Raw genomic sequence first — 24,714 nt, forward strand, 5'->3', positions numbered from 1 at the left:
TCGTGAAGTCTAGACGGCCCGGTTCAAGGCAGCATCAGGCGTACTGAAACTACGGGTAATTCCGCCCAAGGTAGCGGTGGCGAGCGTCGAGAGGTAGTCGTGCCGGCGTCGGGCAGTAATGCGCGATTGGGGCTCGAAGGATTGCTCGGGATCGTCCGCGTAATGCGCGGAAAGTCCATCGCGCATGAGGCGGATGCCCTCGGCGCGCTGTTGGGAGACCGCCGCGTGCGTGGAACCGAGTTCCTCGGCCAGTTCCTTGACGGTCCGCCCCCCGAAGTAGATCTCCTCGACGACGTAACGCATCTTTTCCGGCAGGGCGGCGACGGCGGCGCGAAGGTACTTGAGGCGCTCATCGGCCAGGACTGAGTGCTCCGGGGAGATCGTGTCCGCGGCGACTGTGTCCACGACGACGTCGTCCAGCGGCGACAGGGTGCGTGCGGCGTCGGCCAGGGCGGCTTCCACCACGCTGCGTTCGACACCCAGGGCTGACGCGGTTTCGGCGACCGAAGGCGTGCGGCCAAGGACGCCGGACAGCGTTTCCTGGACCGACATGGTTTCCTTGATGCGTTTGCGCGCAGACCGCGTGGCCCAGTCGCTGGCCCGCATCTCGTCCGCAAAGGCTCCGACGATGCGGCGGCGCGCAAATGCGCCGAAGGGGACTCCGAGGTTCGGATCGAAGGAATCGGCAGACGTTATCAACGCTACGGACCCTACCGATGCGAAATCGTCGCGCGACAAATGAGAAGCTCTCGCGCAGAGCTCCGACACCAAGTAGCCAACGAGCGGCAAGTGCTGCACCACCAACTCGTTGCGTTCTTCGCGATTCAAATTAGTCCCCCCATGAGACCTGTTTATTGAGTTGCCAAGCCTGATTCCAGGGACTTCATGGGCGAGCTGCCGAGACGGTGCAACGTGCCGAAGATTACATGGAACAGACATGTATTCAGTGAACATATCATCTGGAAAATAACAATGCGTGTACGCTCATGAAAAAGATAGAAAAGAGGCCTCGGAATCATGTTCCGCAGGCCAAACCAGGGAGTGGGGAACCGTGGGGGCGGACGAGCTATCGGCGATGCTGTGGCGGGAGCGGAGACAGCTGGACCTGCTGTTGTACCGGCTCGAAACACAGTTGCTGCACGTTCGGGCAGGCAACTGGCCTAGATTGAAATTCACTGCCGCCGACGTGGAAAAGGTCCTGGAACACCTTCGGTTCGACACCCTTGCCCGGAATATCGAGTCGTCTGCCCTGGCCATCGAATGGAGCCTGTCGGCCAACGCCACGCTGCCGATGATCGCTTCAGCGGCCCCGCCCGGGATCTGGCCGGAACTGCTGCACGAACACCACCGTGAGCTGGTCGTGTTGCTCAAGCAAGTGGAAACAACCGCGGCCGCCAACGTGGAGGCTCTCCTGACGGGGCCACGCGGAGCCGGGGACCCGCCGCTTGGCCCTGTGCTGCCCGGCGACATCATGGACCCAGTGTTACCTGGAGTGGCGGCGCAGGCCGACACGGTGGATGACGTGATGCTCCTCGCGGAAAACGCCAATATCGAGCGGGCCCTGGCCGTGACTCGGGATTGCTCGCTGCCGCTCCTCAAGGAGTTCCTGGGCTTGGAGTAGCGAGGGCTACCGATGGACGACAGTGTGCAAGAGAATAAAACTTGGCTGTCCCGAGTTCGGGTTTGCATCGTAGGCGTAAACCTCCGAAAAGTTGCACGATTGCCTGTCCGATTTCGCCCACTCAAGTACTTCCAAGAGGCTTCCAGACGAAATATCGAAAGCCTGCGACTTATCCCAAGCGCCACTGCTCGGGTCGAGCCAGACGTCTATCACTCGGAAAGACGGATCGACACAGATCAGGTTCATGTCCCGCTCGTCAATCGTCTGAATCTTCATCGCCATCAGTCAGATCGCATTCTTGTAGACAACTTGGGTGTCTGAGCCAAGATTCGCCACCTGAGGCGCCTAATCGACCTTCGGCTTCCGGGCAGGCGGACGCAGCCCGGCAACGAGTTCCTCGGCTTCGGGGCCGGCCTGGGCAGCAGCGAGGTTGGCCGCCGCGATCGCCTCGACCACTTCGCGACGCTGGATGGACACCCCGCGGGGCGCCTCGATCCCGATCCGCACGCCGTCGCCGCGGCCTTCCATGACGGTGATGACGATGTCCTCACCAATCATGATCTGTTCGCCCGGCTTGCGTGTCAGTACCAGCATGCTCTCAATCTACCTTTCCGAGCACTGGAACGCGGGCGGGCTTGCCGTCCACCCACCCGATGGGAAAACCGAGGCCGTTGACAGTCTCGGGAGTTCCGGTCTCCGACGCTCCGAAAACAGCGAGGGCGTCGACACGGACACGTTCGGCGGCGAGACCGGCAGAAAGCGCCCGGACCCAGGCTGCCGTGTCTTCCGCTTTCCGCCCGGCGTCAACAACCAGCCACAACTGGTCTGCGGCGAGGGCTGCGATGTCCGCCGCGTGCTTCACGGCTTCGCCTTGCCTGCCGAGTCCGTAGGCCACCAGCACGGTTTGTCCGGTGAGCACCGCTTGGGCGCGAGCCGCCGTCGCGCCCTGGCGCCCCGCCACGTGAAGGTGGCCGAAAGCGGTCAACGCTCCGGCCGTCCGGACGTCGGAACCGCCTTCGGCGATGGACATTTCCAGCGCTGGTCCCAGAGCGTCGTCGCCGAGGCCAAGCAGGATGACCAGGTTGCCGCTGCCGGCAAGTGGCGCAGGTACGGGCACAGGAACGGCGTGCCCGACGGCGGGGGCCGGCAACGCGTTCAGGATCCCTTGCGTTTGTGGTCCGGAGACCTGGAACTCCTTCCCCAGCTGCTCCAATATCCCGGCGAAATCCGGGGAGGCGGTTGAAACGGCTGCCGCGGGACGGTGCAGATCCATCTCGGCGGCGTCGGCTTGCTCCAGGAGCGCGGCGATAGCGGGCCCCTGCAACGCGTGAGCCGCCCCGGCAAGCTGCGCCTCCCCCGCAACGTGGGCATCCCAACTAGCTCGCACTTGTTGTCGTTCTGAGCCCTCTAAACGACAACTATTGCTAGCTAGTTGGGTGGAACCCTCGGCCGGAACTTCGATAGTGGCCTCGTAGCGATTGGCTGCGAAGAGCCCGGCGATGCCCGGATTGGTGACCTTCTCGGCGGAGACGATCCGCGCCCCGGGGCCGTACTGTTGCTCGGCTTTCGCCCGGATGGCGTCCAGGGACGCGCCCTTAAGCTTGTATTGCTTCGGCATGGCGGACCACCCCCACGGTTTCGATCTGGATGTTCGCGGACGTCACTTCGCGGTAGGACAACACGGGAACACCGCCGTCGGGAGCTGCCACGAGCCGCCGGACTGCGGGCCGCAATGCCGGGGCGCACACCAGGACGGCTTGGCGTCCGGCATTTGCTGCGGCCTCAACCGATGCCTGCACGGAAGCCAGGACGGCGTCCAGGCGTGCCTGGCTCATGACGATCTGGGTACCCCCTTCGCCCGGGCGCATGTCTTCGAGCATGGACTGTTCCAGGAGCGGATCGAACATGATCACGTTGAGCACCGTGCCGTCCAGGAACTTGGCTGCGAGCGCGGGACCCAGGGATTGCCGGGCGGTTTCGACCAGGGCCTCGGACTCGGTGGAAACCTTGGCGCGCAGGGCAAGGGCCTCGTAAATCCGGGGAAGATCGTTGATGGGGATCTGTTCTTCCAGGAGGCCTTGCAGCACCCGCTGCACCTCGGCCAGGGACATGAGCCCGGGAATGAGTTCCTCGACGGCGGCCGGGCTCTGCTTGCGCACGCCTTCCGTCAGGACCCTGACGTCCTCGCGGGTGAGGAGCCTTGCGGCGTTGGCCGAGACGATCGAAGACAAGTGGGTCACCAGCACGGAAACCCGGTCGATCACGGTTGCGCCGGTCATTTCGGCACTGTGGCGCATCTCGGTAGGAATCCACTTTCCGGCCAGCCCGAACACAGGTTCCACCGTGGAGGCTCCGGGCAGCGCGTCAAGGTAATCGCCGAGGGCAAGCAACTTGCCCGACGGCGCCGTGCCGCGTCCGGCTTCCACTCCGGCAATGCGGATGGCATAGGTGGCCGGTGGCAGCTCGACGTTGTCCCGCGTGCGGACTGGCGGAATCACGATCCCCAACTCCATGGCGATCTTGTGGCGCAAAGAACGGACACGGGCCAGGAGGTCGTCCGAGGCACCGGAGACCATGTCAACAAGGTCCGGAGCCAACAAGATCTCGAGGGGGTGGACGCGCATGTCCTGCATGAGACGCTCGTTGGGGTCTTCTTCGGAGCTCAGGGTGGCCGCTTCCTGGGCGTCCTCCGCCTCACTCTGCTTCTTCTGCTGCGCGGCGAGGCGCCTTGAGCCGAACAGCAGGGCAGCGCCCACCATCAGGAAGGGGACAATGGGCATGCCGGGGATGAGTGCCATCGCTACTGCGGCCACGCCTGCGATGAGCAAGGCGTTGGGCGACTGCATGAGCTGCGAGGAGGCCGTGCGGCCCATGTCCTCTTCGGCATTGGACCGGGTGACGATCATGCCCGTGGACACGGCCATGAGGAGGGCAGGGATCTGGGTGACGAGGCCGTCGCCCATGGTCAGCAGGCCGTAGGAGTTCAGCGCGTCGCCCACGTTCATGCCGCGCTGGAGCACGCCGATGGCGATGCCGCCAACGAAGTTGATGATGATAATGATGATGCCCGCGATGGCATCGCCCTTGACGAACTTCGAGGCCCCGTCCATGGCGCCGTAGAAGTCGGCCTCTGCGGACACCTCGGCGCGGCGCTTGCGGGCCTGGGCGTCCGTGATGAGGCCGGCGTTGAGGTCCGCGTCGATGGCCATCTGCTTGCCGGGCATGGCGTCAAGCGTGAACCGTGCCCCCACCTCGGCCACGCGTTCGGCGCCCTTGGTGACCACCACGAACTGGATGACCACGAGGATCAGGAACACCACGGCGCCGATGATCATGGAGCCGCCCACGGTGACCTTGCCGAAAGCGTCGATCACTTGTCCGGCGAATCCTTGTCCCAGCACGAGCCGGGTGGACGCGACGTTGAGCCCCAGCCGGAACAGGGTTGCCACGAGCAACAAGGACGGGAAGACGGAGAAGTCCAGGGGTTTCTTGACGAACATGCTGGTGAGCAGGATCAACAGGGCCAGCAGGATGTTGCAGACGATCAGGAAGTCCAGCAGCGGTGCCGGAACGGGAACCACCAGCAGCAGCACGATGCCCACGATTCCCACCGGCACGGTGAGCCTGGCGAATCTGTTCATTTCTGTGTCCTGTCCGGGGTGGTGTGGTTGCTGGGTGCGGTGCGGGCTCTCGTGCTCCGGCTCATGCGGGGGTTCCTGAGGGGGTTCCTGCCACGCCCGGCAAACGGTGCATTCCGCGTGCCGCTCCCCTGGCCTTGAGCGACATGACGAACGCCAGGACTCCTGCAACGGCCCGGTACAACTCCACGGGGATTTCCTGGCCCAGCTCGCAGGCCGAGTGCAGTGCCCTCGCGAGCGGGATGTCCTGGACCATCGGCACCGATTTCGCCTCCGCCTCTTCCCTGATGCGGGCGGCGATCACCCCCGCTCCCTTGGCCACGACGCGAGGTGCCGCTTTGCCGGCGTCGTACTTCAGCGCCACGGCCACGTGCGTCGGGTTGACGATCACGACGTCGGCGTCCGCGATCGCGCCGATCATGCGGTTCCGGCTCATGCTCAATTGCCGCGAGCGCCGCTGGGACTTGATGAGGGGATCGCCGTCGCTGTTCTTGTTTTCGTCCTTGATTTCCTTCTTGGACATGCGCGTCTTCTTGCGGTTGCGGCGCATCACCACAAAGATGTCCGCGGCGGCCAGGACCAGCCCCGCGAGCACGGCGAACTGGATCAAAGAACCGATTCCCCCGGCCGCTGCCGAAAGGATACCGGACACCGGCAGTCCCCCTGCGGTGAGCAGCACCGGGACGAGCCCTTGCACTACCGCGTAGAGGACAAGCCCGACGACGGCGGTCTTCAGGAGCGCTTTCAGCCCGCCCCACAGGGCCTGGCCGCCGAAGATCCGCTTGAGGCCACTGACGAGGTTGAAGTGTTCGAACTCAGCGCGGAACTTCTTGAAATGGATGCCGCCCTGCAACGCGGATCCGGCAAGCACTGCCACCAGGACCACCACGAACAAGGGCCCCAGCACTTGGGCCAAGGAACCGAATCCGGCTTCGAGCGCTGCCACGGCTTTGGCAGGCTCGGGGTTCGCGATGACTCCGCGGACGGTGAACAGTTGGTCCGCCGCAGCGTTGGAGGCACGCTCGATGGTGGACGGGATCATCGCTGCCGCGGACCCGACGGCGAGCCAGGAGGTGAGGTCCTGCGAGCGGGAAAGCTGCCCCTTGGACCGGACTTCCTGCATCCGTTTGTCAGTGGCTTGCTCGGTTTTCTCCTGTGAATCCGACATCAGCCCACCCCCATGAGTGTGTTTGCTGCCTGCTCGGCGAGCATGGCAACGAGCCGCGGCAGTGCCAGGAAAAGGAAACCAGCGAGCCCCAGGGTGATGAAGACCTTGAGCGGGAAGCCCAGGGCGAAAGCGTTCAGTGCGGGCGCGACGCGGGTGAGGAGTCCCAGCCCGATGTCGGCGAGCACCAGCACCACCAACAGGGGTCCGGCGATTTGCACAGCCGAAAGGAACATCCCGGTAACAGCCGAAACCATCGCGTGCACCGGCTGTGCCATGTCCAGTCCCCCGGCCAGCGGCAAGGCCGTGAAACTACCGGTCAAGCCGCCGACCACCAGCTGGTAGCCGTCGGAGGCGAAAAGCAGGGCCAGGGCGGCCATCTGCATCAGCCGGGTGAATTGGGCGCCGTTGATCATCATCTGGGGGTCGAAGCCCTGGGCCATTTGGAACCCGCTGAAGAGGTCGATCAGGCTTCCGGCCGATTGGATGGCCGCGAAGACGAGCAGCACGAGGAAGCCAAGGACCAGGCCGGTCACGAGTTCAAGGACCACGGCCGTGATGAAGCCGGCTGTGTCCTTGGACGTGTAGCCGACCGACAGGCGCTGGGAAACGGCCAGCCCCAAACCAATGCCGAGCATCGCTTTGATGCGCAGCGGAATTGCCTGGTGCGAGAAGGGAGGGGCCACCACCAAGAACGCCGTCATCCGGACGGTGGCCAACAACAGGACCTCAAGCCAGGACTGGTTGAAGGGGAGTTCCACTTCACGCTCCGCCGATCAGCCCGGGGATCCGGGCAAAGAGCTCGTTGGTGAAGGAGACAGCTTCGGTGATCATCCAGTGTCCGCACACCACCAAGGCCACGGCCACAGCTACTGCCTTGGGCACGAAGGAGAGGGTGGCTTCCTGAAGCTGGGTGATGGACTGCAGGAGGGAAATGGCGAGGCCCACCACCAGCGCGGTCACCAAGGCGGGCGCGGCAAGCTTGGCCGCGAGAATGAGGGCCTGGAGGCAAATGTCCAGGACGGCGTTGGTATCCATCAGCCGCCCGAATAACTCTGGATCAGGGCGGTGATCACGAGTCCCCAGCCATCCACCAGGATGAACAGCAGGATCTTGAAGGGCAGCGAGATCATCACCGGCGGAAGCATCATCATGCCCATGGACATCAGCGCGGCCGAGACCACCAGGTCGATCACCAGGAACGGGATGAAGATGACGAAACCGATGATGAACGCTGCCCGGAGCTCGGAGATCATGAACGCCGGGATAAGGGTCTGCAACGGGACAGATTGGGGGTTGGCCGGGTTTTCCAGCTTGGCCGCCCGGGTCATGAGGGCAATGTCTTCCTGCCGGGTGTGGGCACCCATGAAGTGCTGGAGTGGCGCGGATCCGGCCGAAACGGCTCCGTTGAAGTCCAGCGTCCCGTTCAGGTAGGGCTGGATGCCGACGTTGTTGATCTCCGAAATCACCGGCCACATCACGAACAGGGACAGGAAGAGCGCGAGCCCGGCCAACACCTGGTTGGGCGGGATGGACGGGAGGGACAAGGCGTTGCGTGTCATGGCCAGCACCACGAAGATCTTGGTGAACGAGGTCATCATGAGCAGCAGGGCGGGGGCGACGGAGAGCAGTGTGATCCCGATCAGGGTCACCACCGCAGTGGATGGCTTTCCGTCGAGCCCATTGATGTTGATGCTGACGTTGCCGTTGGAGGGTTGGGCCGGTGCGGTAGGAGTTGCCGGGGCAGTGGGTGGCGTAGGGCTGACCGGGGCAGCATGTCCGGTTGACATGCCCAGCCATAGGAAAAGAGCCGTCAGCAACAGGACACAGAGCACCGCGGGAAGCGTTCTGCGCACCGCAAGCAATATCCTGCCGGTGCTGCGGGCATCGGCAGGCCCAAGGGTCAGGATCAATTCCGGCGTCCCCTGATGGCCTCGGCGGCCTGCCGCCAGGTGGAACCGGCAAGGATCGAGCCGTCCATGGGCTGGGCTTTGTCCAGCTCGCTTCGGCGGTGGATCTCGCTGCGGCGCCTGAGCCCGGGGCCACCGGCGTCGCGGAAAATGTCGGCGAAGCTCTCGGGTGCCGGAGAGTTCTCCGGAACTTCCACGGGGACGTCGCCGCTGTGCAGGACGTTGATGGCGTGCTCGGTGACACCCAAGAGGAAGCGCTTGTCGCCGGCGTCGACCACCACCACCGAGGCCTTTTGGCCGACAGTCTGCCGGCTGACCACCGTCAGGGTGGTGTTGGCCCGGCGTCGGCCCTTGGCCTTTCCTTTGAGGAGGCGGCGCTGCAGGACCCAGATGAGTCCCAGCACCGCGCCCAGGGCCACGAGCACGCGCAGCCCGAGGATGAGCGAATCCATCTAGTAGATTCCCTCGGCGACGTCCAGGATGCGGGTGATGCGCACGGCGTAGTCCTGGTCCACGACGACGACTTCACCGTGGGCGATCAGGCGCCCGTTGAGGAGGACGTCCGCGGGTGCACCGGCCGAGCGGTCCAGTTCGATCACTTTGCCCGGTTCCAGGGCGAGGGCGTCGCGCACGGACATGCGGGTACGGCCGATTTCCACGGTGAGGGCCATTTCGACGTTGCTGATCAGTCCGAGGCGGGCCGAAACAGCGCCGGAGTGGGTATTCCGAGCGGCAGCCGTGTCCTGCACTGTCCCGTGTTCGCGGACCCGGACGGCGAACCAGCCGAACGCCTGCCCGCCGTCGGACGAGGGAGACTGGCGCAGTTCGAAAACAGCGGTTTCGGAGTCCGAGAGCAGCCCGGCGGCGTCTTCTTCGCGCAACTCCCCCAGCACGCCGGCGTCGAACGCGTCGGCTGCGTGTTCCATCGCTGGACGCAAGATGTCGACGGCCGACACGACTCCGCTGGGCAGCCCGCCTTGGGGTGTGCCGCCGCTCAACCCGCCGGCGGCCGCCAGGAAGGAACGGTCCGTGAGGATGAGGGCGAAGTCCGCGGTCACGGCGCCCACGAAAGTGGCCGTGACCGCGAGGGGTGCATATGCCGCAGCGGCCTGGGACGGGACAATGCCGGAGACGTGCAGCGTGGCGGGAGTCGGCAATTGCATGGCCAGACGCTCGGCCGCGGACTCGTGCAGGGTCAGGGTGATGCTCATCGCTGGTTCTCCTCGATTGTGACGATGACGGCGGCTGCACGGGAGCCGTTGCGGGCCGGTGCTGCGGTGGCCAGGCGGGTGCCGTTGATGGCGACGTCGAACGGCCGGTTCTCCAGGTGCGGCAGCGCAATGACGTCCCCGACGGCGAGGCCCAGGATCTGCGCCGGCGTCACTGGTGTGGGGCTCAACTGGATGGCAACGTCTACCGGCACCTGGGTGACCTGGGCCCGGACCAGTGCCTCGGTGTCGCGGCTGTGGACAGTGGGATTCACGTCGCCGAGCCCGGAAAGGAGGATGTCGGCGGGAATCGCGAGACTTGCTGCGGCAAGGCTTTCGCCCACCTTCACGGTGAAAGAGGCCACGATCATGAGCTCCGCCGGAGCAGCGGCCTGGGCGAACTGGGAGTTGTACTGGATGACGTCCATACGCACCGGGGTGGTCAGGAGGGCACCAAGCGAATAGCTCAGGTCCTCCAGTCCGTCTTCCACCATGCGGCTGATGAGGGCCTGCTCGATCTGGGTGAACTTCCGATCCGGGACCGCCGTCTCACTGGCCCCGCCCAACATGCGGGTGACCCAGGACAATGCCGCGGTGGCTGGAAACTGCATGACCAGGCGCGACTCGCTGCCCTCAATGCGGCACAGGACCATCGAGGTGACCGAAGGCAGGGATGCGGCGTATTCGTCGTAGCTCTGCATGATGAGCTGTTCCAGGGTCGCGGTGGATTTCACGCGGACCTTGGCTGTGAGCTGCGTTCCCCATTGGCGGGCGAACGTCTCGAACGCGACTTCGAGGACGCGGCTGTGCTGGCGCGGCAAGGTGGTGGGCCTGCGGAAGTCATAGACGTCCACGGTGCGCTGCCGTCCCGCCGATTGATCTTCCTGTTCACTCACGGTTGCCACTATCGGCAAGGAAAGCGGGGGCGTAAGGGACTGGTTTTGGGCGGGTTCGTGGGTGACGGCCGGTGGCTGCGTTTCGGAACGCAGCCGCCGGCCGTCACCCACGAACTCAGGCTGGCTTAGGCGCCGGCGCCTGGTTGATCCTCACCATGTTGCCCGAAGGATCGCGGAAGGCGCAGTCGCGGGGACCCCATGGCTGGTCGATCGGCTCCTGCATGACCTCCGCGCCGGAAGCCCTGACCTTTTCGAAGAGCGTGTCGACGTCGTCGGTACGGAAGACGATCGGGCCCAGGACCCCCTTGGTGACCAGTTCCTGGAGGGAGTCGCCGTCGGCCTTGGACCGGCCCGCGTGCGGTTCGGAAAGCACGATTTCAACGCCCGGCTGGTTTGCGCTGCCGAGCGTCACCCAACGGAATCCGCCCTGCGCGACGTCGTTGAGCACCTCGAGGCCGAGGGCGTCCCGGTAGAAGGTGAGTGCTTCGTCGGGATCGTTGACAGTGATGTGTGAGTACTGCAGTGAAATAGTCATGGCAACGACGCTAGTCCGGCGCGGTGACGAGCGCTTCTCGAATCCTGCTCGGTTCTTTGCAGGGGCCTAAGGCGTTCCGAAGCCGGCGTCGCCGAGAACCTTTTTGCCTTCGCTTCCCGTCACCAATGCGATGAAAGCCGCGGCCAGGTCCTTGTTCTTGCTGGTGCCCACGGTGCCGATCGGGTAGGTGTTGACGGCCCTGTCCGACTCGGGGAAGGTGATGCCCTTGACCTTGTCTCCGGCGCCCTTGACGTCGGTAACGTAGACGAGGCCGGCGTCGGCCTCTCCGGAGGCGACCTTGCCCAGGACGTCCGTCACGGAAGACTCTTCGCTGACGGGCTTGAGGGCTGTTCCGGCGGCCTTTTCGATGGTTTGGGCGGCGGAACCGCAGGGTACTTGGCTCGCGCAGACCACCACCTTGACTCCTGGTTTGGCCAGGTCCGCGAAGGAACTGATCGACGCCGGGTTGGACGGCGGGACGGCAATCGTCAAGACGTTGGTGGCGAAGTTCCTGGCCGTTCCGTCGAGGAGCTTGGCGTCGGAAAGCTTGGCCATGTTCTTCGTATCTGCCGAGGCAAAGACGTCCGCCGGAGCGCCCTGGGTGATCTGCGTGACGAGGTCGGAGGACCCGGCGAAGCTCAAGGCGACCTTGGTACCCGGGTTCGCGGCCTCGAATTCGCCGGCCAGCTTGGTGAACGTTGCCTTCAGCGAGGCGGCCGCGTAAACCGTCACTGTGCCTGAAAGCTTTGGCGTCGCGCTGGAGCTATCGGATCCGCTGCTTACAGTGCTGGCGGGACTTCCTAAACCGCAGCCGGCCAGGCTGGCCGCGAGGGCGCCGGCAACGAGCAGCGCGGCGAAAGGCTTGCGGGTGATCCTCATATGGTGCTCTTTCCTTGGGGAGTTTCGATGATGACGGTGGTCGCCTTGACCACGGCTGTGGCCACCGAGCCGAGTTCGAGCCCGAGCTCCCGGACCGCCTCGCTGCTCATGAGGGAGACGACGCGGAACGGACCGCATTGCAGTTCCACCTGTGCCATGACCTTGTCGGCCGTGATGCCGGTGACCAGGCCGACGAAGCGGTTGCGTGCCGAGCGGCCCACCCGGGTGGGATCCTCGGGCAGCTGGGCCTGGTCCCGCGCGACGTGGGCAAGTTCCAGCCCATCCACGGCCAGCCGCCCGGAGTCATCCTTGACGGGGGTCAGGGTGCCGTTCTCGGTCCAACGCCGGACGGTGTCGTCGCTGACGCCCAGGAACCGGGCGGCTTCAGATACTCGAATATTTGGCATAGCTTCACAATAAGCCTCAAATGCGGTGATGAGGGCGTGTATCTTCCGCAAATCAAATGTGACGGTATTCCCGGTGGTCCCGGCTGGTAGGCGTCCCGGACGCAGCAGAGGTCCCGCCCCACTGGGGCGGACCTCTGGCGTGTGTGGGCCTACTCCGGAGTAGTCAGTCTGCGGCGACCGCGAGCGCTTCCCGACGCTTGTTCGCTTCGTTACGGGTGGGCCTCGTGCGGATCTTCGCCACGCACGCAGGCATGGCGATAACGGCCAGGTGCTCGCGGGCGCGGTAAGTGCTCGGCGGCACGCCCACGAGTTCCGTGAAACGCGAGCTGAAAGAGCCAAGCGACGTACAACCGACCTCCATGCATGCGTCGGTCACACTCATTCCGCCGCGCAGGAGTGCCATCGCGCGCTCGATTCGGCGGGTCATGAGGTAGTTGTAAGGGGTCTCGCCGTAGGCTGCCCGGAACTGCCGCGAGAAGTGCGCCGGTGACATGAACGCATGGCTGGCCATGGTCGGCACGTCAAGCGGCTTGGCGTACTCGCGGTCGATCAGGTCGCGGGCCTTGCGCAAATACGTAAGCCTGGCGATGTCTTCCGGGGTCATGCCACGAGCGTACCTCGGCGCGCTGGCCATTTCCACGGATCCCGACGCAGTCCCGTCACCTGCGCGACAACCGCTGCCCTATTGGCCGCCGGCCCTCGCCTTGAGCGCCTCGGGGATGAGGGCGCGGACCACTTCGGGTTTATCCGAGAGGACGACGACGTCGACCCTGCGGTTGAGTTCCATGAGCGCCTCGGTGGAATCGTCGTTGACCTGCCTCGCGGAACCGAAAGCGACGGCGCCGATGTGCCCGGCCGCTATGCCCCCATGGTCGACGAGGTACCTCAGGACGTTGACGGAGCGCGCAGAAGAAAGCTCCCAGGTGGAGGGGTACGAGGTGATGCCGTTGGCGGCATGGCCTTCCACCATGACTTCAAGGGCCGCCTTGGCCATGGGCGGTGCAATCATGCCAAGGACCTGGCTCGCGCGGGCCGTGAGTTCCGGGCGGTCGGGTTCGAAGAAGGTTTGCGATCCCACGAGCTTCACCGTGAGTCCGCGTTCGCTGATCTGGAACTGCACATTGGCACCCAGCCCCGCGGCGTCGAGCTTGGACTTCATGTCGATGCGCAAGGCGGTGAGCCGGTCCGCTTCCTTGAGCGCCAGGTCCAGGTTGGAGAATCCCTGGGCGTCGGCAGCTGTGTATTCCGGTGGAACGACGGTCCCGGTGGCGGTGTCCACTTTCTGGCTCGCCACCGTGCCGAAACCGGTGGCCAGCGAATTGCGGAGCTTGTCGAATTTGGCCTGGTCCACCGTGGACATTGCGAAGAGAACGATGAACATACACATGAGCACCGTGACCATGTCCATGTAGGAAGCCATCCAGCGTTCGTCGACGTGTTCTTCCGCCGGAGGAGAACCGCGGCGGCGGCGGGACCTCATGCTGCCTTGGACGAAGCGAATTTGCCGGGGCGGGCTTCGTCGTCGCTCTTCTTTGCGGATTTCGCCTTGCCGAGCCTGTCCGCGGGAAACATGGCGCGGAGCCGTTCGGCGAGCAGGAGAGGCTGGGTCCCGTTTTGCACGGCCAGAATGCCCTCCATCAGGAGGGTCATCCGCTCGATTTCGAGCTCGGAGAGCCGCTTGAGCCGCGAGGCGAACGGCAGCCAGATGAAGTTCGCGGACAACAAACCCCAGAGGGTAGCCACGAAGGCGGAGGCGATCATTGGTCCCAGATGATCGGGAGAGGAGAGGTTTTCAAGGACGTGGGTCAGCGATACCACCGTGCCGATAATGCCGATGGTTGGTGCGTAGCCGCCCAAGCTGGCGAAGAATTTGGCGGAGACGTGGTCGCTGCGCATCTTGGAGTCGATCTCGTCTTCCATGAGGATGCGCAGCTCTTCGGCGTCCGTGCCGTCGGCGATGTTCTGGAGGGCCCGGGCCAGAAAGGGATCCTTCTCGTCCGCAGCCGCCTCTTCAAGGGAGAGGAGACCCTCGCTCCGCGCCCTCTCTGCAAAGCCGATCAGCTGGTCGATGCTGTCCTGCGGCTTGTCCGTCTTTCCTTTGAACGCTTTGGGGAGGTCCTTGAACGCCCGCACCGTGTCCCGGAAGGTGTTCCCGGCCAGACCTACGGCCAGGGTGGCACCGAAGACCAGGACCATGGGTGCAGGAAGCAGGAGGGCCATGAGGTTGGCGTCTTCGAGGGTCACCATGGCGACCACCGAGCCGAAGGCCAGGAACAGGCCGATTATTGTTGACGGATCCATGGCTTACCTTCCGTCCGGGTCCGGTGTGCGCACGAGGCTCAAGGGATAGCCCGTCACGGTGGGGAGATCCTGTGCCCGCCGAAGAATATAGGCCCGGTAGTTCGCAATCAGTTCCACGACCTCCGCGAGGCTTTCCCGCACAACGTACGTAGCGCCGTCGAGCGTCACCAGATGGGTGTCCGGACTTTCGTGGATCCGTTCAATGATGTCCGGGTTCACGGCAAAGCGGGTGCCGTTCAGGCGGGTGACAACGATCATGGGCCGTTTCTGCTTTAGGTAGGGAGGCGCTTGTAGGAGGGCGGTTCAGTTCCTACTGTCGGCCAGCAACACGCTTGCGTTAGCTTGCAGCCCGATCTGCGTCGCTCCAGCTACCCCAGCAGCCGAGGTCCACCGACCCGCGATCAGGACTTGCGGACCAAGCGGGCAAGCGCCATCGGAAGCGTCAAAACTGCGACGGCGGGGACCACCAACCAGGATCCCCCGAATCCGGCTGAACTCAGTGCCGCAGTGACCGCAAAGGACGCGGCTACGGCGAGGGCCACCCTCCAGTCGTCGCCAATGATGAAGTCGTACCAGAACATACCGAACCGTTTCAGGGCCGCCGTCACCGAGGTCTTGCGCGCTTCAGGAGGGGTCGCCCCCGCGATCACGGTGCGGGTCCGCGCTGGGGCGGTTTCCGGATCAGCTGATTCCAACGATGCTCCAGCCGTAGAACCGCCGTCGGGGATGGCGCCGCCGAATCCCGGGCCGGAATGGCCTGGCGCGGACCCCGCGGCGGGCGTTGCCTTGGACGGACGGCGGCGAAGCAAAATCACGATCACCAGGGCGATGACCGCCAACGCCGGGATGATGACCAGCAGGGAAAGGTCAGCCACCGGCCATACGGCGCCTGCACCCTCGGCGCCCCAGAAGATGCCAAAGCTCGTCAGCATGATGCCGACAATGAACTTCATGGTGTTCTCCGGGACCCGGGAAAGGGGTCCGCGTACGATGACCGCCGCAACGGCCACCGCGGCAACTGCCGCTGCGGCGGTCCACGCAGCCAGTCCAAGTTGGCCCTGGATGTTGCCGAAGGTGACCACGATGAACGCAACTTCCAGCCCTTCGAGCAGGACCCCCTTGAAGGAAAGAGTAAAGGCGTACCAATCACTCACTCCGAAGCGGGACCCCCCGGACGCGGACCGTGCCGCGGCAAGTTCCCGGCGATAGATCTCGTCCTCGTCATGAAGGGCCTTGTGACCGCTGGCACGAAGGATGGCCTTGCGCATCCACTGGAGGCCGAAGACAAGGAGGAGCCCTCCGACGAAAATGCGCAGGATATCCAAGGGAATCATGGCGATCGCGGGCCCGAAGACGATGACGACGGCGGCCAGGACAACCAGGCCGGCGCCGACGCCGGAAAGGGCTGAACGCCAGTCACGGGCAGTGCCTGCCGCCAGGACGATGGTGGCGGCTTCCACTGCTTCGACCAAACAGGCAAGGAAGACCGACAGGAGCAACGCGGTGGTATTCAAGGGTCTCGTTCCCTCTCGGGTGTAACGGTTGTTAGATCATCAACCTAATGACTGTGACTCTACACTCATAACCGATTCTACAGTTCTGGTGAATGAAAAGTTAAGGGCTTCCAACACCTCACCCCGCCGCGCTGGCAACGCGAGACGGCAACGCGAGATGAGAGACGGGAGACCAGGAGCAGCGGCGGCTAGAATCCGAACATGCGCCCTGCCGAATCGACCGACACTCCTGACGCAGGCGGGGCAGCCGAGTGGCTGATCCTCGTCTACCGCGTCCCTTCCGAGCCCACCCGGTTGCGTGCGGCGGTGTGGCGGCGGCTCAAAGGATTGGGCGCCGTCTATCTGCAAAACTCGATCGCCGCACTCCCGAAGTCACCGGCATCCGAGCGGGCACTCCAGAAGCTGTGCCACGAAATCCTTGACATGCCCGGAATGGCGATCCTTATGTCTTCGACCGTCGTCGCAGGCGACTCCCACATCCTGGACCTCTACCAATCGGCCCGCACCGATGAGTACGACGAGATCGTTGACCGTTGCAAGGATTTTCTCGGCGGGATCGAGAAGGAGTACCGGGCCAACCACTTCACATATGCCGAGCTGGAGGAAAACGAGGTCGACTACACAAAGCTCGTCAACTGGCTCGCCAAAATCCGGGCGCGCGACACCTTCGGGGCACCTGGCTCCGCTGAAGCGGATGCCGCCCTGGCCCAATGTGCACAGGCCTTGGAGGACTACGCAAGCAGGGTCTACGCAGAAGAGTCCGAGGCTCACTAAGGGTCACCCCCGCTAGTCGCATTAGGTCACGTAAACCTTGCGTAATACATGTGATTCCGGTCACGATGGGGCATTTTGGATGGAAATTTAGGTATGGCTAACCTAAAGTTTCAAGCTGTGAGCCCGCATTTTCTTCCCCCGGGCTCCCCAGGTCTTGCTCGCAGAAAGTAGCCCTCATGAAGATCCGCGCTAAAGCGCTGGCCGGCATCGCACTCGCCGCCACCACCGCCCTCAGCCTCGCCGCTTGCGGCACCGGCACTGCCTCCTCCGCAGCCAACGGCTCCCCGTCCGCCGACGCTAAAGTGGCTGGTGAAATCACCGTCTACAACGCCCAGCACGACACCCTGACCAAGGAGTGGGTGGACGCGTTCACGAAGGAGACCGGCGTCAAGGTCACCGTCCGCCAGGGTTCCGATACCGAGCTCTCCAACCAGATCATCCAGGAAGGCGCGGCATCCCCGGCTGACGTCTTCCTCACGGAGAACTCCCCCGCCATGGCCCAGGTTGAGAACGCCGGCCTCTTTGCCGACATCGACAAGGCCACCGTGGACCAGGTCCCGGCCGAATACCGTCCGTCTACCAACAAGTGGACCGGCATCGCCGCCCGCTCCACCGTCCTGGTGTATGACAAGACCAAGATCAGCGACGACAAGCTGCCCAAGTCCGTGCTGGATTTGGCCAAGCCGGAGTGGAAGGGCCGGTGGGCCGCTTCGCCGTCGGGCGCTGACTTCCAGGCCATTGTTGCCGCCCTCCTCGAACAGAAGGGCGAGGCGGCCACCACTGAGTGGCTCAAGGGCATGAAGGAGAACTTCAAGGCATACAAGGGCAACAGCACCGCCATGAAGGCAGTCAACGCCGGCGAAGTCGACGCCGCGTTGATCTACCACTATTACTACTACGGAGACCAGGCCAAGACCGGCGAGAACTCCAAGAACGTTACCCCGTACTTCTTCAAGAACCAGGACCCGGGCGCCTTCCTGTCCGTCTCCGGCGGCGGCGTGCTGAAATCCTCCAAGAACGCCGCATCTGCCCAGGCCTTCATCAAGTTCGTCACCGGCAAGCAGGGCCAGGAAGTCCTCAAGAACGGCACTTCCTACGAATACGCCATCGCTTCCAAGGTGGACTCGAACGCTAAACTCGTTCCCATCAAGGATCTGCAAGCTCCCACCGTGGATCCGGCCAAATTGAACTCCGCAAAGGTCACCGACCTGATGACCAAGGCAGGACTGCTGTAATTCTGTGACCACTGATCTATCGGCCCGCATCTCCCCGGAAATTCCCGAGGCTTCGGCGAGCACGACGACGGCGGGCAGGGGCAAGCGCCCCCGCCCGCCTTTCGGCGTTTCTGCGATTTCCCTCCTGGCCGTGCTGATCGCACTTTTTTCGCTCATCCCGCTGGGGTACGTCGCTTACATGACGGCCGCGACCGGGTGGGACACCGCCGTCGCGCTCATCTTCCGGCCGCGCGTTGGCGAGTTGCTCCTGAACACGGTCATGCTCGTGGTCTTCACGGTGCCCATATGCCTGGTGTTGGGAGTCGGTGGGGCGTGGCTCGTGGAGCGGACGAAGCTGCGGGGGCATCGCTGGTGGGCCGTGGCCCTGGCGGCCCCGCTGGCCATCCCGGCATTCGTCAACAGCTACGCGTGGGTGACCGCGGTCCCCTCGCTGGAGGGCATCTGGTCCGGCGTACTCATCGCCACCTTGTCCTATTTCCCCCTTGTCTACATTCCCGCGGCGGCCACGCTGGGGCGTCTCGACCCGGCCATTGAGCAGTCCGCAGCCTCCCTTGGTTTGGGACCATGGGCCGTCTTCTTCCGGGTTGTCCTGCCTCAACTACGGATCGCCATGACCGGTGGCGCCCTCCTGGTCTCGCTGCACCTGCTGGCTGAATACGGCGCGTTCGCGATGATCCGCTTCGACACGTTCACCACCGCGATCATGACCCAGTTCCAATCCACGTTCAATGGCACCGCCGGGAACATGTTGGCGAGCGTCCTGGTGTTTTTCTGCCTCATCCTGCTCCTGGCCGAAGTCAGGAGCCGCGGTACAGCACGCTATGCCCGTATCGGTTCCGGCGCTCAGGCCAAGCCGACCAGGCTTCCCCTGCACCACTACCAGATTCCGTCCCAGCTCGCCCTGCTTGCCCTCACGGTCCTGGCCTTCGGATTGCCGGTCTTTTTTGTGCTGCGCTGGGTGGTGGTGGGTGGCGCCCGCGTCTGGTCGGCCGACGAATTCCTTCCGGCACTGCTCCAGACCCTCGCGTATGGCACGGTCGGCGCAGCGGCGACAATCGTCGTCGGCTTCCCCATGGCCTATCTGGCCGTGCGGCACCCGAGCTGGTTCAGCAAGATGCTTGAACTCTCCAACTACGTCACCAGCTCCCTGCCCGGCATCGTGGTGGGCCTCGCCTTCGTGACCGTGAGCATCCGGGTGGTTCCGGGCGTGTACCAGACCTCCGGGGTCCTGATTGCGGCCTACGTACTGCTGTTCCTGCCGCGGGCCCTGGTCAACATCCGCTCAGGACTGGCCCAGGCTCCCAAGGAACTCGACGAGGCCGCGCAATCGCTCGGAAAGGCCCCGCTGGTGTCTTTCCTGAAAGTGACGCTGCGCCTCACAGCTCCGGCCGCCGCCGGCGGGGCTGCGCTGGTGTTCCTAGCCATCGTCAACGAGCTGACGGCAACACTGCTGCTGTCCCCCAACGGCACGCACACCCTGGCCACCGAATTCTGGAGCAAGAGCAGCGAGATCGACTATTCGGGCGCGGCACCCTACGCCTTGCTCATGATCCTGTTGTCTGCCCCCATGACGTACTTGCTTTTCCAACAGTCCAAGAAAGTAGCCGGACAGTGACCGAACAATCCCCCTCAAGGCTTCCGTCACCCCGCGTAGCGGCTTCGGTGGCTCCCACCACCAACACGCATCTGGACATCGCCGAAGTCACCAAGAACTTCGGCTCCCAAGCCGTGCTGAAGGGCGTGAACCTCTCGGTAGCCAAGGGCGGAACAACCGCCATCGTCGGGCCCTCCGGATCCGGCAAGACCACCCTGTTGCGCCTGATCGCCGGCTTTGAGCACCCGGACACCGGTTCCATCAGCCTCAACGGAAACAAGGTAGCCGGCGACGGTATCTGGGTGCCCGCCCACAAGCGGCATGTTGGCTATGTAGCCCAGGACGGCGCGCTCTTCCCGCACCTTACGGTGGGGCAGAACATCGCGTTCGGGCTGGACAAGTCAGCGCTCGACGGCGGCCGCCGCGCCGTAAAGACGCGCGTCCAGGAGCTGCTCGACATGGTTTCCCTCGATGCGGACATGGCAAAGAGGCGGCCCCACCAGCTCTCGGGGGGCCAGCAGCAACGAGTGGCGCTCGCCCGCGCACTGGCCCGCGAACCGCAACTCATGCTGCTCGACGAGCCGTTCTCCGCGCTCGACGCCGGCCTCCGCGTGGCCACCCGGCGCGCCGTAGCGAAGGTCTTGAACGAAGCCGGGGTCACCACCATTTTGGTGACGCACGATCAAGCCGAGGCCCTGTCTTTCGCGGATCAAGTGGCGATCATGCGCGGCGGCAAGCTGGCGCAGATCGGCAACCCGTTCGTTGTGTACACGCGCCCCGCAGACCGGGCAACAGCCGAATTCCTCGGTGATGCCGTCATCCTGGACGCGTGGATGGAAGGCTCCCTGGCCACGTGTTCCCTGGGCGGCATACCCGTACGCCGTCCCCCGGCACAGGGCCTCGTGCAGTTGATGCTCCGCCCGGAGCAGATCCGGATTGCTCCCGATGGTCCCATCCGCGGCGTGGTGGTTGATACCGACTACTTCGGCCCCGAGACAACAGTGCGGATCAAGCTCGCTCCGCGCGTTGCGGCGGCCGGCGCATCCTTGGCCTACCCGGGGGGCGGCGAGATCATCACCATCCGGCACTGGAACGCTTCCATCACCAAGCCCGGCACCGAACTGTGCCTCCGTGTGGTGGGCGAAGGCGTGGCGTTCCCCGTGGAGGATTAGAGAATGGGCGTGATGCCGCCGATTGCGCGCCGCATCGCGGGCGTGTTAGCGTTGCGGCGATCGTGATCAATCGGTAGGAGGTGAGTCCCATGAACGCAGTATCCCCAATGGGTGCTCCCCTGCAGTCCACGATCGCGCGACTGACCTAGTCGCCACCGGGAGCGCCACACAGGCAATTCGCGAAAGGCGACTCCCATGAACACACCATCTTCTTTACCTTTGCACTCCCGCGAGCGGGCGTTGGTCCTCGGCGGCGGCGGATCGACAGGCAATGCCTGGCTGATCGGCGTCGTCGCCGGCCTCTTCGAGGCCGGGCTGGACGTGACCGACGCCGATCTGACCATCGGCACGTCGGCGGGGTCGACGGCCGCGGCCCAGATCACCGGTGCACCACCGGCCGAACTGCTTGCCGCCATCCTTGCCGCTCCACCCCCGCCTCGGACTGCCCCGATGGGGTCCGGCGGTGGACGCACACCGGCCAGGCCGGTGGTGAACCACCTGGAGCGGATCAACAAGATCATCGCCGATGCTCAAGACGTGGCTGACATGCGCCGGCGAATGGGCGCGGCAGCGCTGGAGATGGATGCGGCATCGAATGGCTCCTGGTCAACACAATGGCGCACCACGGTCGCCGCGCGGCTACCCGGCCAGCACTGGCCGGAACGAACGGTGGTTATCACGGCGGTCGATGCCCGTACCGGTGAACCGGTCGCTTTCGATCGCGACTGCGGAGTCCCCCTGGCGGACGCCGTGGCCGCCAGCTGTTCCAGTGGTATGCCTTACAGGATTGGAGACAACCGATACATCGACGGCGGTTACCGATCCAACGCCGAGAATGCCGATTTGGCTGCCGGATACGGGCGGGTCCTGGTGCTCTCGCCCTTCGGTGGCAGATCACTGCAACCGAAGGAGTGGGGCACGCATCTTGCAACGCAGGTCGACGAACTCCGCGCACGCGGAAGCAGAGTCGAAACGATCTTCCCGGACAGCAACTCCGAGCACATGTTCGGCGCCAATGCCATGGATCTGTCACTGCGTCCGGCCGCGGCCCGCGCGGGTTACGAGCAAGGCAGAGCCCTTGCCGGGCAGCTCTCCGAGTTCTGGGGCTGAGTACTCGCGAACCCAACTGACGCTGTAGGCGTGACGACAACCGTTCATGCCTAGGAGGCCGACCGAGGTTGAGTAATGGATACCTGAAATTGAGTGGTCAAAAGTCATAAACTGAGTGGGCGACGGACTATGAGTTGAGTATTGATACGTACGAGAGAAACGTAATCGGCTATTCCCACTTGGGAATAACCAAACAATTCCCTCGACCTGTTTCATAAAAACTCTTGTCTCATTTGCCTCACACGCATAATTTGATTATGAAACGCCTGTCTCTCTGAAAGGTAATCCATGTCAACAGATCTAAGCTAGGTTCAATGGGAAGTCTTCTACTTGTCGCGCTTGTCGCCAGTGGGGTCGTTCTCGCCGGCGGTGGTCTTGCTGGAGAGATTCCAGGCATCGCCTCGATCAAGGAAGCGTGTTTTGACTCCTAAAGGTACTCGTGACATGCCTATTTCCCTGCTTCTATTTGCGCTGGTCGCGGTTCTGCTATTAATAACGGCCGCCGGGAGTATGCAGCCATGGTGGTCGATACTTGCTGGTATCGCGCTTGTTGGAACCGGCATCGGAGCGTTCGCTGATTTCCAACGCCGTAAGAACTAGCTCTTAAGGTCTCAGATTAGAGCGCCCGGGGGTTGCCGGCCCCGGACAGGCATAGCCTTATGGCATGATGCCAAGCTACAGATACGACGTGGAGATCCTGCATCTTCTCGTGTCATCCGGCCACGCCTATTTCGGCCGCGCACGCGATGGAGCCGCCGAGGTGCCCACCACGGATGCCGAGCAAGTCGACGTCGTAAGCGGCAAGGGCATTGTCGGTGACCGGTTCTTCGGCAAGGCCGCGCACATGGATGCCGCAGTCACCCTGATAGCCATCGAGTCCCTCGAAGCCATGGCCGCTGAGCTGGGCGTCGCACCCTTTGACCCGCTCCTCACCCGCCGCAACGTAGTCCTGAGAGGAGCCCACCTGGCTCCCCTGATCGGCGAAGAGTTCGCGTTGGAATCCCGTGGCCGCGTTGTGCGGTTTCGGGGCGGGCGGCCTGCCCATCCCTGCGCTTGGATGGACCAAGTCCTGGCTCCGGGCGCGCACGCCGCCATGCGAGGCCGGGGCGGCGTGCGCTGCCAACCGCTTTCGGATGGCACTCTGCATCGTGGCCCAGCTGTGCTAATTAGCCCGTTGCCGCTTGACCCCGACAAGGCCGGCGAGGCCACGCTGCTCCGGTCTTCACGGCTTCCGTAGGTCAACTCCTACGGGGTTCCGCGTCGGATGCAGCGATCGAGGAGTTGGCCTGATCAGCCACAGAGCGCTGCCGACGACTCGCCAGGAGGAACGGCACCGCGATCAGCTCGACGACGCCGCTGATCGCCAAAGATGCGGAGTACCCGTACACATCAGCGGCCCTGCCGAGCAGCGGCTGCACCACGACTCCCCCGCTTGATCCCATGAGCGAGTCGAAGCTCAGCACTGTTGCCCGCTGCTTCGACGGGATCATGTCGTTCACGTAGGCCTGCCGCACCGGTGTGGCTGCCGAATCGACCATGGCCCAGAATGTCAATAAGACCAGGGCCACCCAGAAAACATTCGTGAACCCGAGCACCACCAGAATCGATGCGCTCACCACTCCGCTCAGAATCAACACCGTGGTGCGTTTGCGAACCAGGCGGCGGATACGGGGGGCAAGCCACCCGCCCAACACCTGCGCTCCGGCCACGATGGCCGCGGCCAGCCCGGCCACGGAGTATGCGCGCCGGTCACCGAAGAGCTGAAGTAGGTACGGCTGTAGGGCATAGAACACATAGATCCCGACGCCGGCACTGAACGGCGCTGCCAGCATCACGTACCGTACGGGTGGATTTTTCAAACCGTTCTCGATCGAGGCGTCGAGGACGGCGCGGGTCGCCTGGAGTGGATGGGCAGAACGTTCGGGGGTGAACCCGACGTCGCGCATGAGCAAGAAGGCCACGACGAACATGGCGAGGAGCACTCCCACGCGAACCAGGAACGGCACGCCCAGGTTGGTCACCTGCGCGATCACCCCGCCAGCCACCGAGCCCGCAAGCATGGCAGCGCCCGACACCATCTGTCCGCGCCCAAGCACCGTCTCCAGGCCGCCGTCATATCCAGTGAAGCGCAACGCGTCGACGAGCCAGGCCTCCACCGCGCCCGAGAAGAAAGTGAAGCCCAGACCGAGCAATACCGACACCACGGCCCACCACCAGAACGGGGCGGAAAGCTGCCAGAGCAGATAGTAGAGGTAGGTGGACCCGGCCAGCGTCACCGTGCCCAGGAGGAAGGAAACCCGGCGGCCCCAACCATCGGCCACCACCCCTGTGGGCACTTCGAAAACGACCATCCCGGCCGTGAAGAAGGCGTTCGCCGCAAAGGCCTCGAGGTTGCTGAGTCCCGCATCCAGCAGGAAGAGGGTATTGATCCCCCAGATGAACGAGGCCGCAAGGGTATTGCCAAGGGTCAACGTAAGAAAGATGCTTTGAATCTTTCTGGCGGCGGGGTTCATCAAGGTGCCGTCCCCGCCCGGACGAGGGGGAACCACCAACCCATTCTCGTCTGCTTCGGCTACCCCCGCCAGAGCTGGGCGGGACTCGCTTAGCGCGCCCGCGCCCTGCCCGATTTTCTGGCGATCCTTCGATCTTTCGGCTGGACAGGTTGTCCCGCCTAAAAAGTCGGACCCCTCTGCGATGCTTTTCTTATGGCAGGGAACCGGGGAGCACAGCTGATCGGATCGGGCGCGCCGTCGGG

The 24,714-nt window shown here is 64.1% G+C and carries 27 protein-coding genes; 7 read left to right on the plus strand and 20 right to left on the minus strand.

What is annotated here, in order from left to right:
• Positions 1 to 9 precede the first annotated feature (9 nt).
• Complete coding sequence (locus tag AB0O52_RS16175) at positions 10 to 828, minus strand: sigma-70 family RNA polymerase sigma factor (RefSeq protein WP_364539377.1); 819 nt, start codon at positions 826 to 828, stop codon at positions 10 to 12.
• A gap of 223 nt (positions 829 to 1,051) precedes the next feature.
• Here AB0O52_RS16175 and AB0O52_RS16180 point away from each other — a divergent pair, with 223 nt between their 5' ends.
• A complete protein-coding gene (locus AB0O52_RS16180) occupies positions 1,052 to 1,621 on the plus strand; it encodes a hypothetical protein (RefSeq protein WP_364539379.1) in 570 nt (189 codons plus the stop codon).
• A 345-nt stretch (positions 1,622 to 1,966) separates the two neighbouring features.
• Here AB0O52_RS16180 and AB0O52_RS16185 read toward each other — a convergent pair whose 3' ends face one another.
• The 18 genes from AB0O52_RS16185 to AB0O52_RS16270 form a co-directional block, all read right to left on the minus strand.
• Positions 1,967 to 2,215: a carbon storage regulator gene (locus AB0O52_RS16185; protein ID WP_284982022.1), complete on the minus strand. Its 249-nt coding sequence runs from the start codon at positions 2,213 to 2,215 to the stop codon at positions 1,967 to 1,969.
• 4 nt (positions 2,216 to 2,219) lie between these two features.
• Positions 2,220 to 3,239 carry a hypothetical protein gene (locus tag AB0O52_RS16190; RefSeq protein ID WP_364539382.1) on the minus strand — a complete coding sequence of 340 codons (1,020 nt, stop codon included), beginning with the start codon at positions 3,237 to 3,239 and terminating at the stop codon, positions 2,220 to 2,222.
• Entirely contained in the window at positions 3,217 to 5,262 is a 2,046-nt protein-coding gene (locus AB0O52_RS16195; protein WP_364539384.1) for a flagellar biosynthesis protein FlhA, read from the minus strand. The genes AB0O52_RS16190 and AB0O52_RS16195 overlap by 23 nt, the downstream gene beginning before the upstream one ends.
• Before the next feature lie 61 nt (positions 5,263 to 5,323).
• On the minus strand, positions 5,324 to 6,427 hold the full coding sequence (locus tag AB0O52_RS16200) for an EscU/YscU/HrcU family type III secretion system export apparatus switch protein (RefSeq protein WP_364539386.1): 1,104 nt from the start codon (positions 6,425 to 6,427) through the stop codon (positions 5,324 to 5,326).
• Entirely contained in the window at positions 6,427 to 7,185 is a 759-nt protein-coding gene (locus tag AB0O52_RS16205) for a flagellar biosynthetic protein FliR (protein ID WP_364539388.1), read from the minus strand. Before AB0O52_RS16205 ends, AB0O52_RS16200 begins: the two co-directional genes overlap by 1 nt.
• Position 7,186: 1 nt before the next feature.
• Positions 7,187 to 7,462 (minus strand): flagellar biosynthesis protein FliQ, encoded by a 276-nt coding sequence (gene fliQ, locus AB0O52_RS16210; RefSeq protein ID WP_078106307.1) that lies wholly within the window; start codon positions 7,460 to 7,462, stop codon positions 7,187 to 7,189.
• Positions 7,462 to 8,214: a flagellar type III secretion system pore protein FliP gene (gene fliP / locus AB0O52_RS16215; protein ID WP_364539392.1), complete on the minus strand. Its 753-nt coding sequence runs from the start codon at positions 8,212 to 8,214 to the stop codon at positions 7,462 to 7,464. The genes fliQ and fliP overlap by 1 nt, the downstream gene beginning before the upstream one ends.
• Before the next feature lie 119 nt (positions 8,215 to 8,333).
• Positions 8,334 to 8,786 carry a flagellar biosynthetic protein FliO gene (fliO, locus tag AB0O52_RS16220; RefSeq protein ID WP_364539395.1) on the minus strand — a complete coding sequence of 151 codons (453 nt, stop codon included), beginning with the start codon at positions 8,784 to 8,786 and terminating at the stop codon, positions 8,334 to 8,336.
• Positions 8,787 to 9,545, minus strand: a complete 759-nt coding sequence (fliN, locus tag AB0O52_RS16225; protein ID WP_364539397.1) for a flagellar motor switch protein FliN — start codon at positions 9,543 to 9,545, stop codon at positions 8,787 to 8,789.
• Positions 9,542 to 10,438 carry a flagellar motor switch protein FliM gene (locus AB0O52_RS16230; protein WP_364539400.1) on the minus strand — a complete coding sequence of 299 codons (897 nt, stop codon included), beginning with the start codon at positions 10,436 to 10,438 and terminating at the stop codon, positions 9,542 to 9,544. Before AB0O52_RS16230 ends, fliN begins: the two co-directional genes overlap by 4 nt.
• A gap of 115 nt (positions 10,439 to 10,553) precedes the next feature.
• Positions 10,554 to 10,973 carry a VOC family protein gene (locus tag AB0O52_RS16235; RefSeq protein WP_364539403.1) on the minus strand — a complete coding sequence of 140 codons (420 nt, stop codon included), beginning with the start codon at positions 10,971 to 10,973 and terminating at the stop codon, positions 10,554 to 10,556.
• Between the two features lie 66 nt (positions 10,974 to 11,039).
• Positions 11,040 to 11,852, minus strand: a complete 813-nt coding sequence (gene modA, locus AB0O52_RS16240) for a molybdate ABC transporter substrate-binding protein (protein ID WP_364539405.1) — start codon at positions 11,850 to 11,852, stop codon at positions 11,040 to 11,042.
• Entirely contained in the window at positions 11,849 to 12,259 is a 411-nt protein-coding gene (locus AB0O52_RS16245; RefSeq protein WP_364539408.1) for a TOBE domain-containing protein, read from the minus strand. Before AB0O52_RS16245 ends, modA begins: the two co-directional genes overlap by 4 nt.
• A 163-nt stretch (positions 12,260 to 12,422) precedes the next feature.
• The gene (locus AB0O52_RS16250) at positions 12,423 to 12,863 is read right to left on the minus strand and encodes a helix-turn-helix transcriptional regulator (protein WP_364539411.1); all 441 of its coding nucleotides are present in this window, start codon (positions 12,861 to 12,863) and stop codon (positions 12,423 to 12,425) included.
• 78 nt (positions 12,864 to 12,941) lie between these two features.
• The gene (locus AB0O52_RS16255) at positions 12,942 to 13,739 is read right to left on the minus strand and encodes a flagellar motor protein MotB (RefSeq protein WP_364539414.1); all 798 of its coding nucleotides are present in this window, start codon (positions 13,737 to 13,739) and stop codon (positions 12,942 to 12,944) included.
• Complete coding sequence (locus tag AB0O52_RS16260; RefSeq protein ID WP_364539417.1) at positions 13,736 to 14,560, minus strand: MotA/TolQ/ExbB proton channel family protein; 825 nt, start codon at positions 14,558 to 14,560, stop codon at positions 13,736 to 13,738. The genes AB0O52_RS16255 and AB0O52_RS16260 overlap by 4 nt, the downstream gene beginning before the upstream one ends.
• Positions 14,561 to 14,563: 3 nt before the next feature.
• Entirely contained in the window at positions 14,564 to 14,818 is a 255-nt protein-coding gene (locus AB0O52_RS16265) for a flagellar FlbD family protein (RefSeq protein ID WP_269994903.1), read from the minus strand.
• A 143-nt stretch (positions 14,819 to 14,961) separates the two neighbouring features.
• Positions 14,962 to 16,074, minus strand: coding sequence for a hypothetical protein (locus tag AB0O52_RS16270; protein ID WP_364539420.1), 1,113 nt, complete (start codon positions 16,072 to 16,074; stop codon positions 14,962 to 14,964).
• 201 nt (positions 16,075 to 16,275) lie between these two features.
• Between AB0O52_RS16270 and AB0O52_RS16275 the strand changes: the two genes are divergently transcribed.
• From AB0O52_RS16275 to AB0O52_RS16300, 6 genes are all read left to right on the plus strand, one after another.
• The gene (locus AB0O52_RS16275; protein WP_364539423.1) at positions 16,276 to 16,848 is read left to right on the plus strand and encodes a Chromate resistance protein ChrB; all 573 of its coding nucleotides are present in this window, start codon (positions 16,276 to 16,278) and stop codon (positions 16,846 to 16,848) included.
• A gap of 176 nt (positions 16,849 to 17,024) precedes the next feature.
• On the plus strand, positions 17,025 to 18,083 hold the full coding sequence (locus tag AB0O52_RS16280) for an iron ABC transporter substrate-binding protein (RefSeq protein WP_364539426.1): 1,059 nt from the start codon (positions 17,025 to 17,027) through the stop codon (positions 18,081 to 18,083).
• Between the two features lie 4 nt (positions 18,084 to 18,087).
• Positions 18,088 to 19,698, plus strand: coding sequence for an iron ABC transporter permease (locus AB0O52_RS16285; protein WP_364539428.1), 1,611 nt, complete (start codon positions 18,088 to 18,090; stop codon positions 19,696 to 19,698).
• Positions 19,695 to 20,849 (plus strand): ABC transporter ATP-binding protein, encoded by a 1,155-nt coding sequence (locus AB0O52_RS16290; protein WP_364539430.1) that lies wholly within the window; start codon positions 19,695 to 19,697, stop codon positions 20,847 to 20,849. The genes AB0O52_RS16285 and AB0O52_RS16290 overlap by 4 nt, the downstream gene beginning before the upstream one ends.
• A 195-nt stretch (positions 20,850 to 21,044) precedes the next feature.
• The gene (locus AB0O52_RS16295) at positions 21,045 to 21,959 is read left to right on the plus strand and encodes a patatin-like phospholipase family protein (protein ID WP_364539433.1); all 915 of its coding nucleotides are present in this window, start codon (positions 21,045 to 21,047) and stop codon (positions 21,957 to 21,959) included.
• Positions 21,960 to 22,623: 664 nt separating this feature from the next.
• A complete protein-coding gene (locus AB0O52_RS16300) occupies positions 22,624 to 23,196 on the plus strand; it encodes an MOSC domain-containing protein (protein WP_364539435.1) in 573 nt (190 codons plus the stop codon).
• A 1-nt stretch (position 23,197) separates the two neighbouring features.
• Here AB0O52_RS16300 and AB0O52_RS16305 read toward each other — a convergent pair whose 3' ends face one another.
• Entirely contained in the window at positions 23,198 to 24,472 is a 1,275-nt protein-coding gene (locus AB0O52_RS16305) for an MFS transporter (RefSeq protein WP_364539449.1), read from the minus strand.
• Positions 24,473 to 24,714 lie beyond the last annotated feature (242 nt).

Source organism: Arthrobacter sp. NPDC080073 (genome assembly GCF_040686575.1).
Taxonomy (GTDB): Bacteria; Actinomycetota; Actinomycetes; order Actinomycetales; family Micrococcaceae; genus Arthrobacter.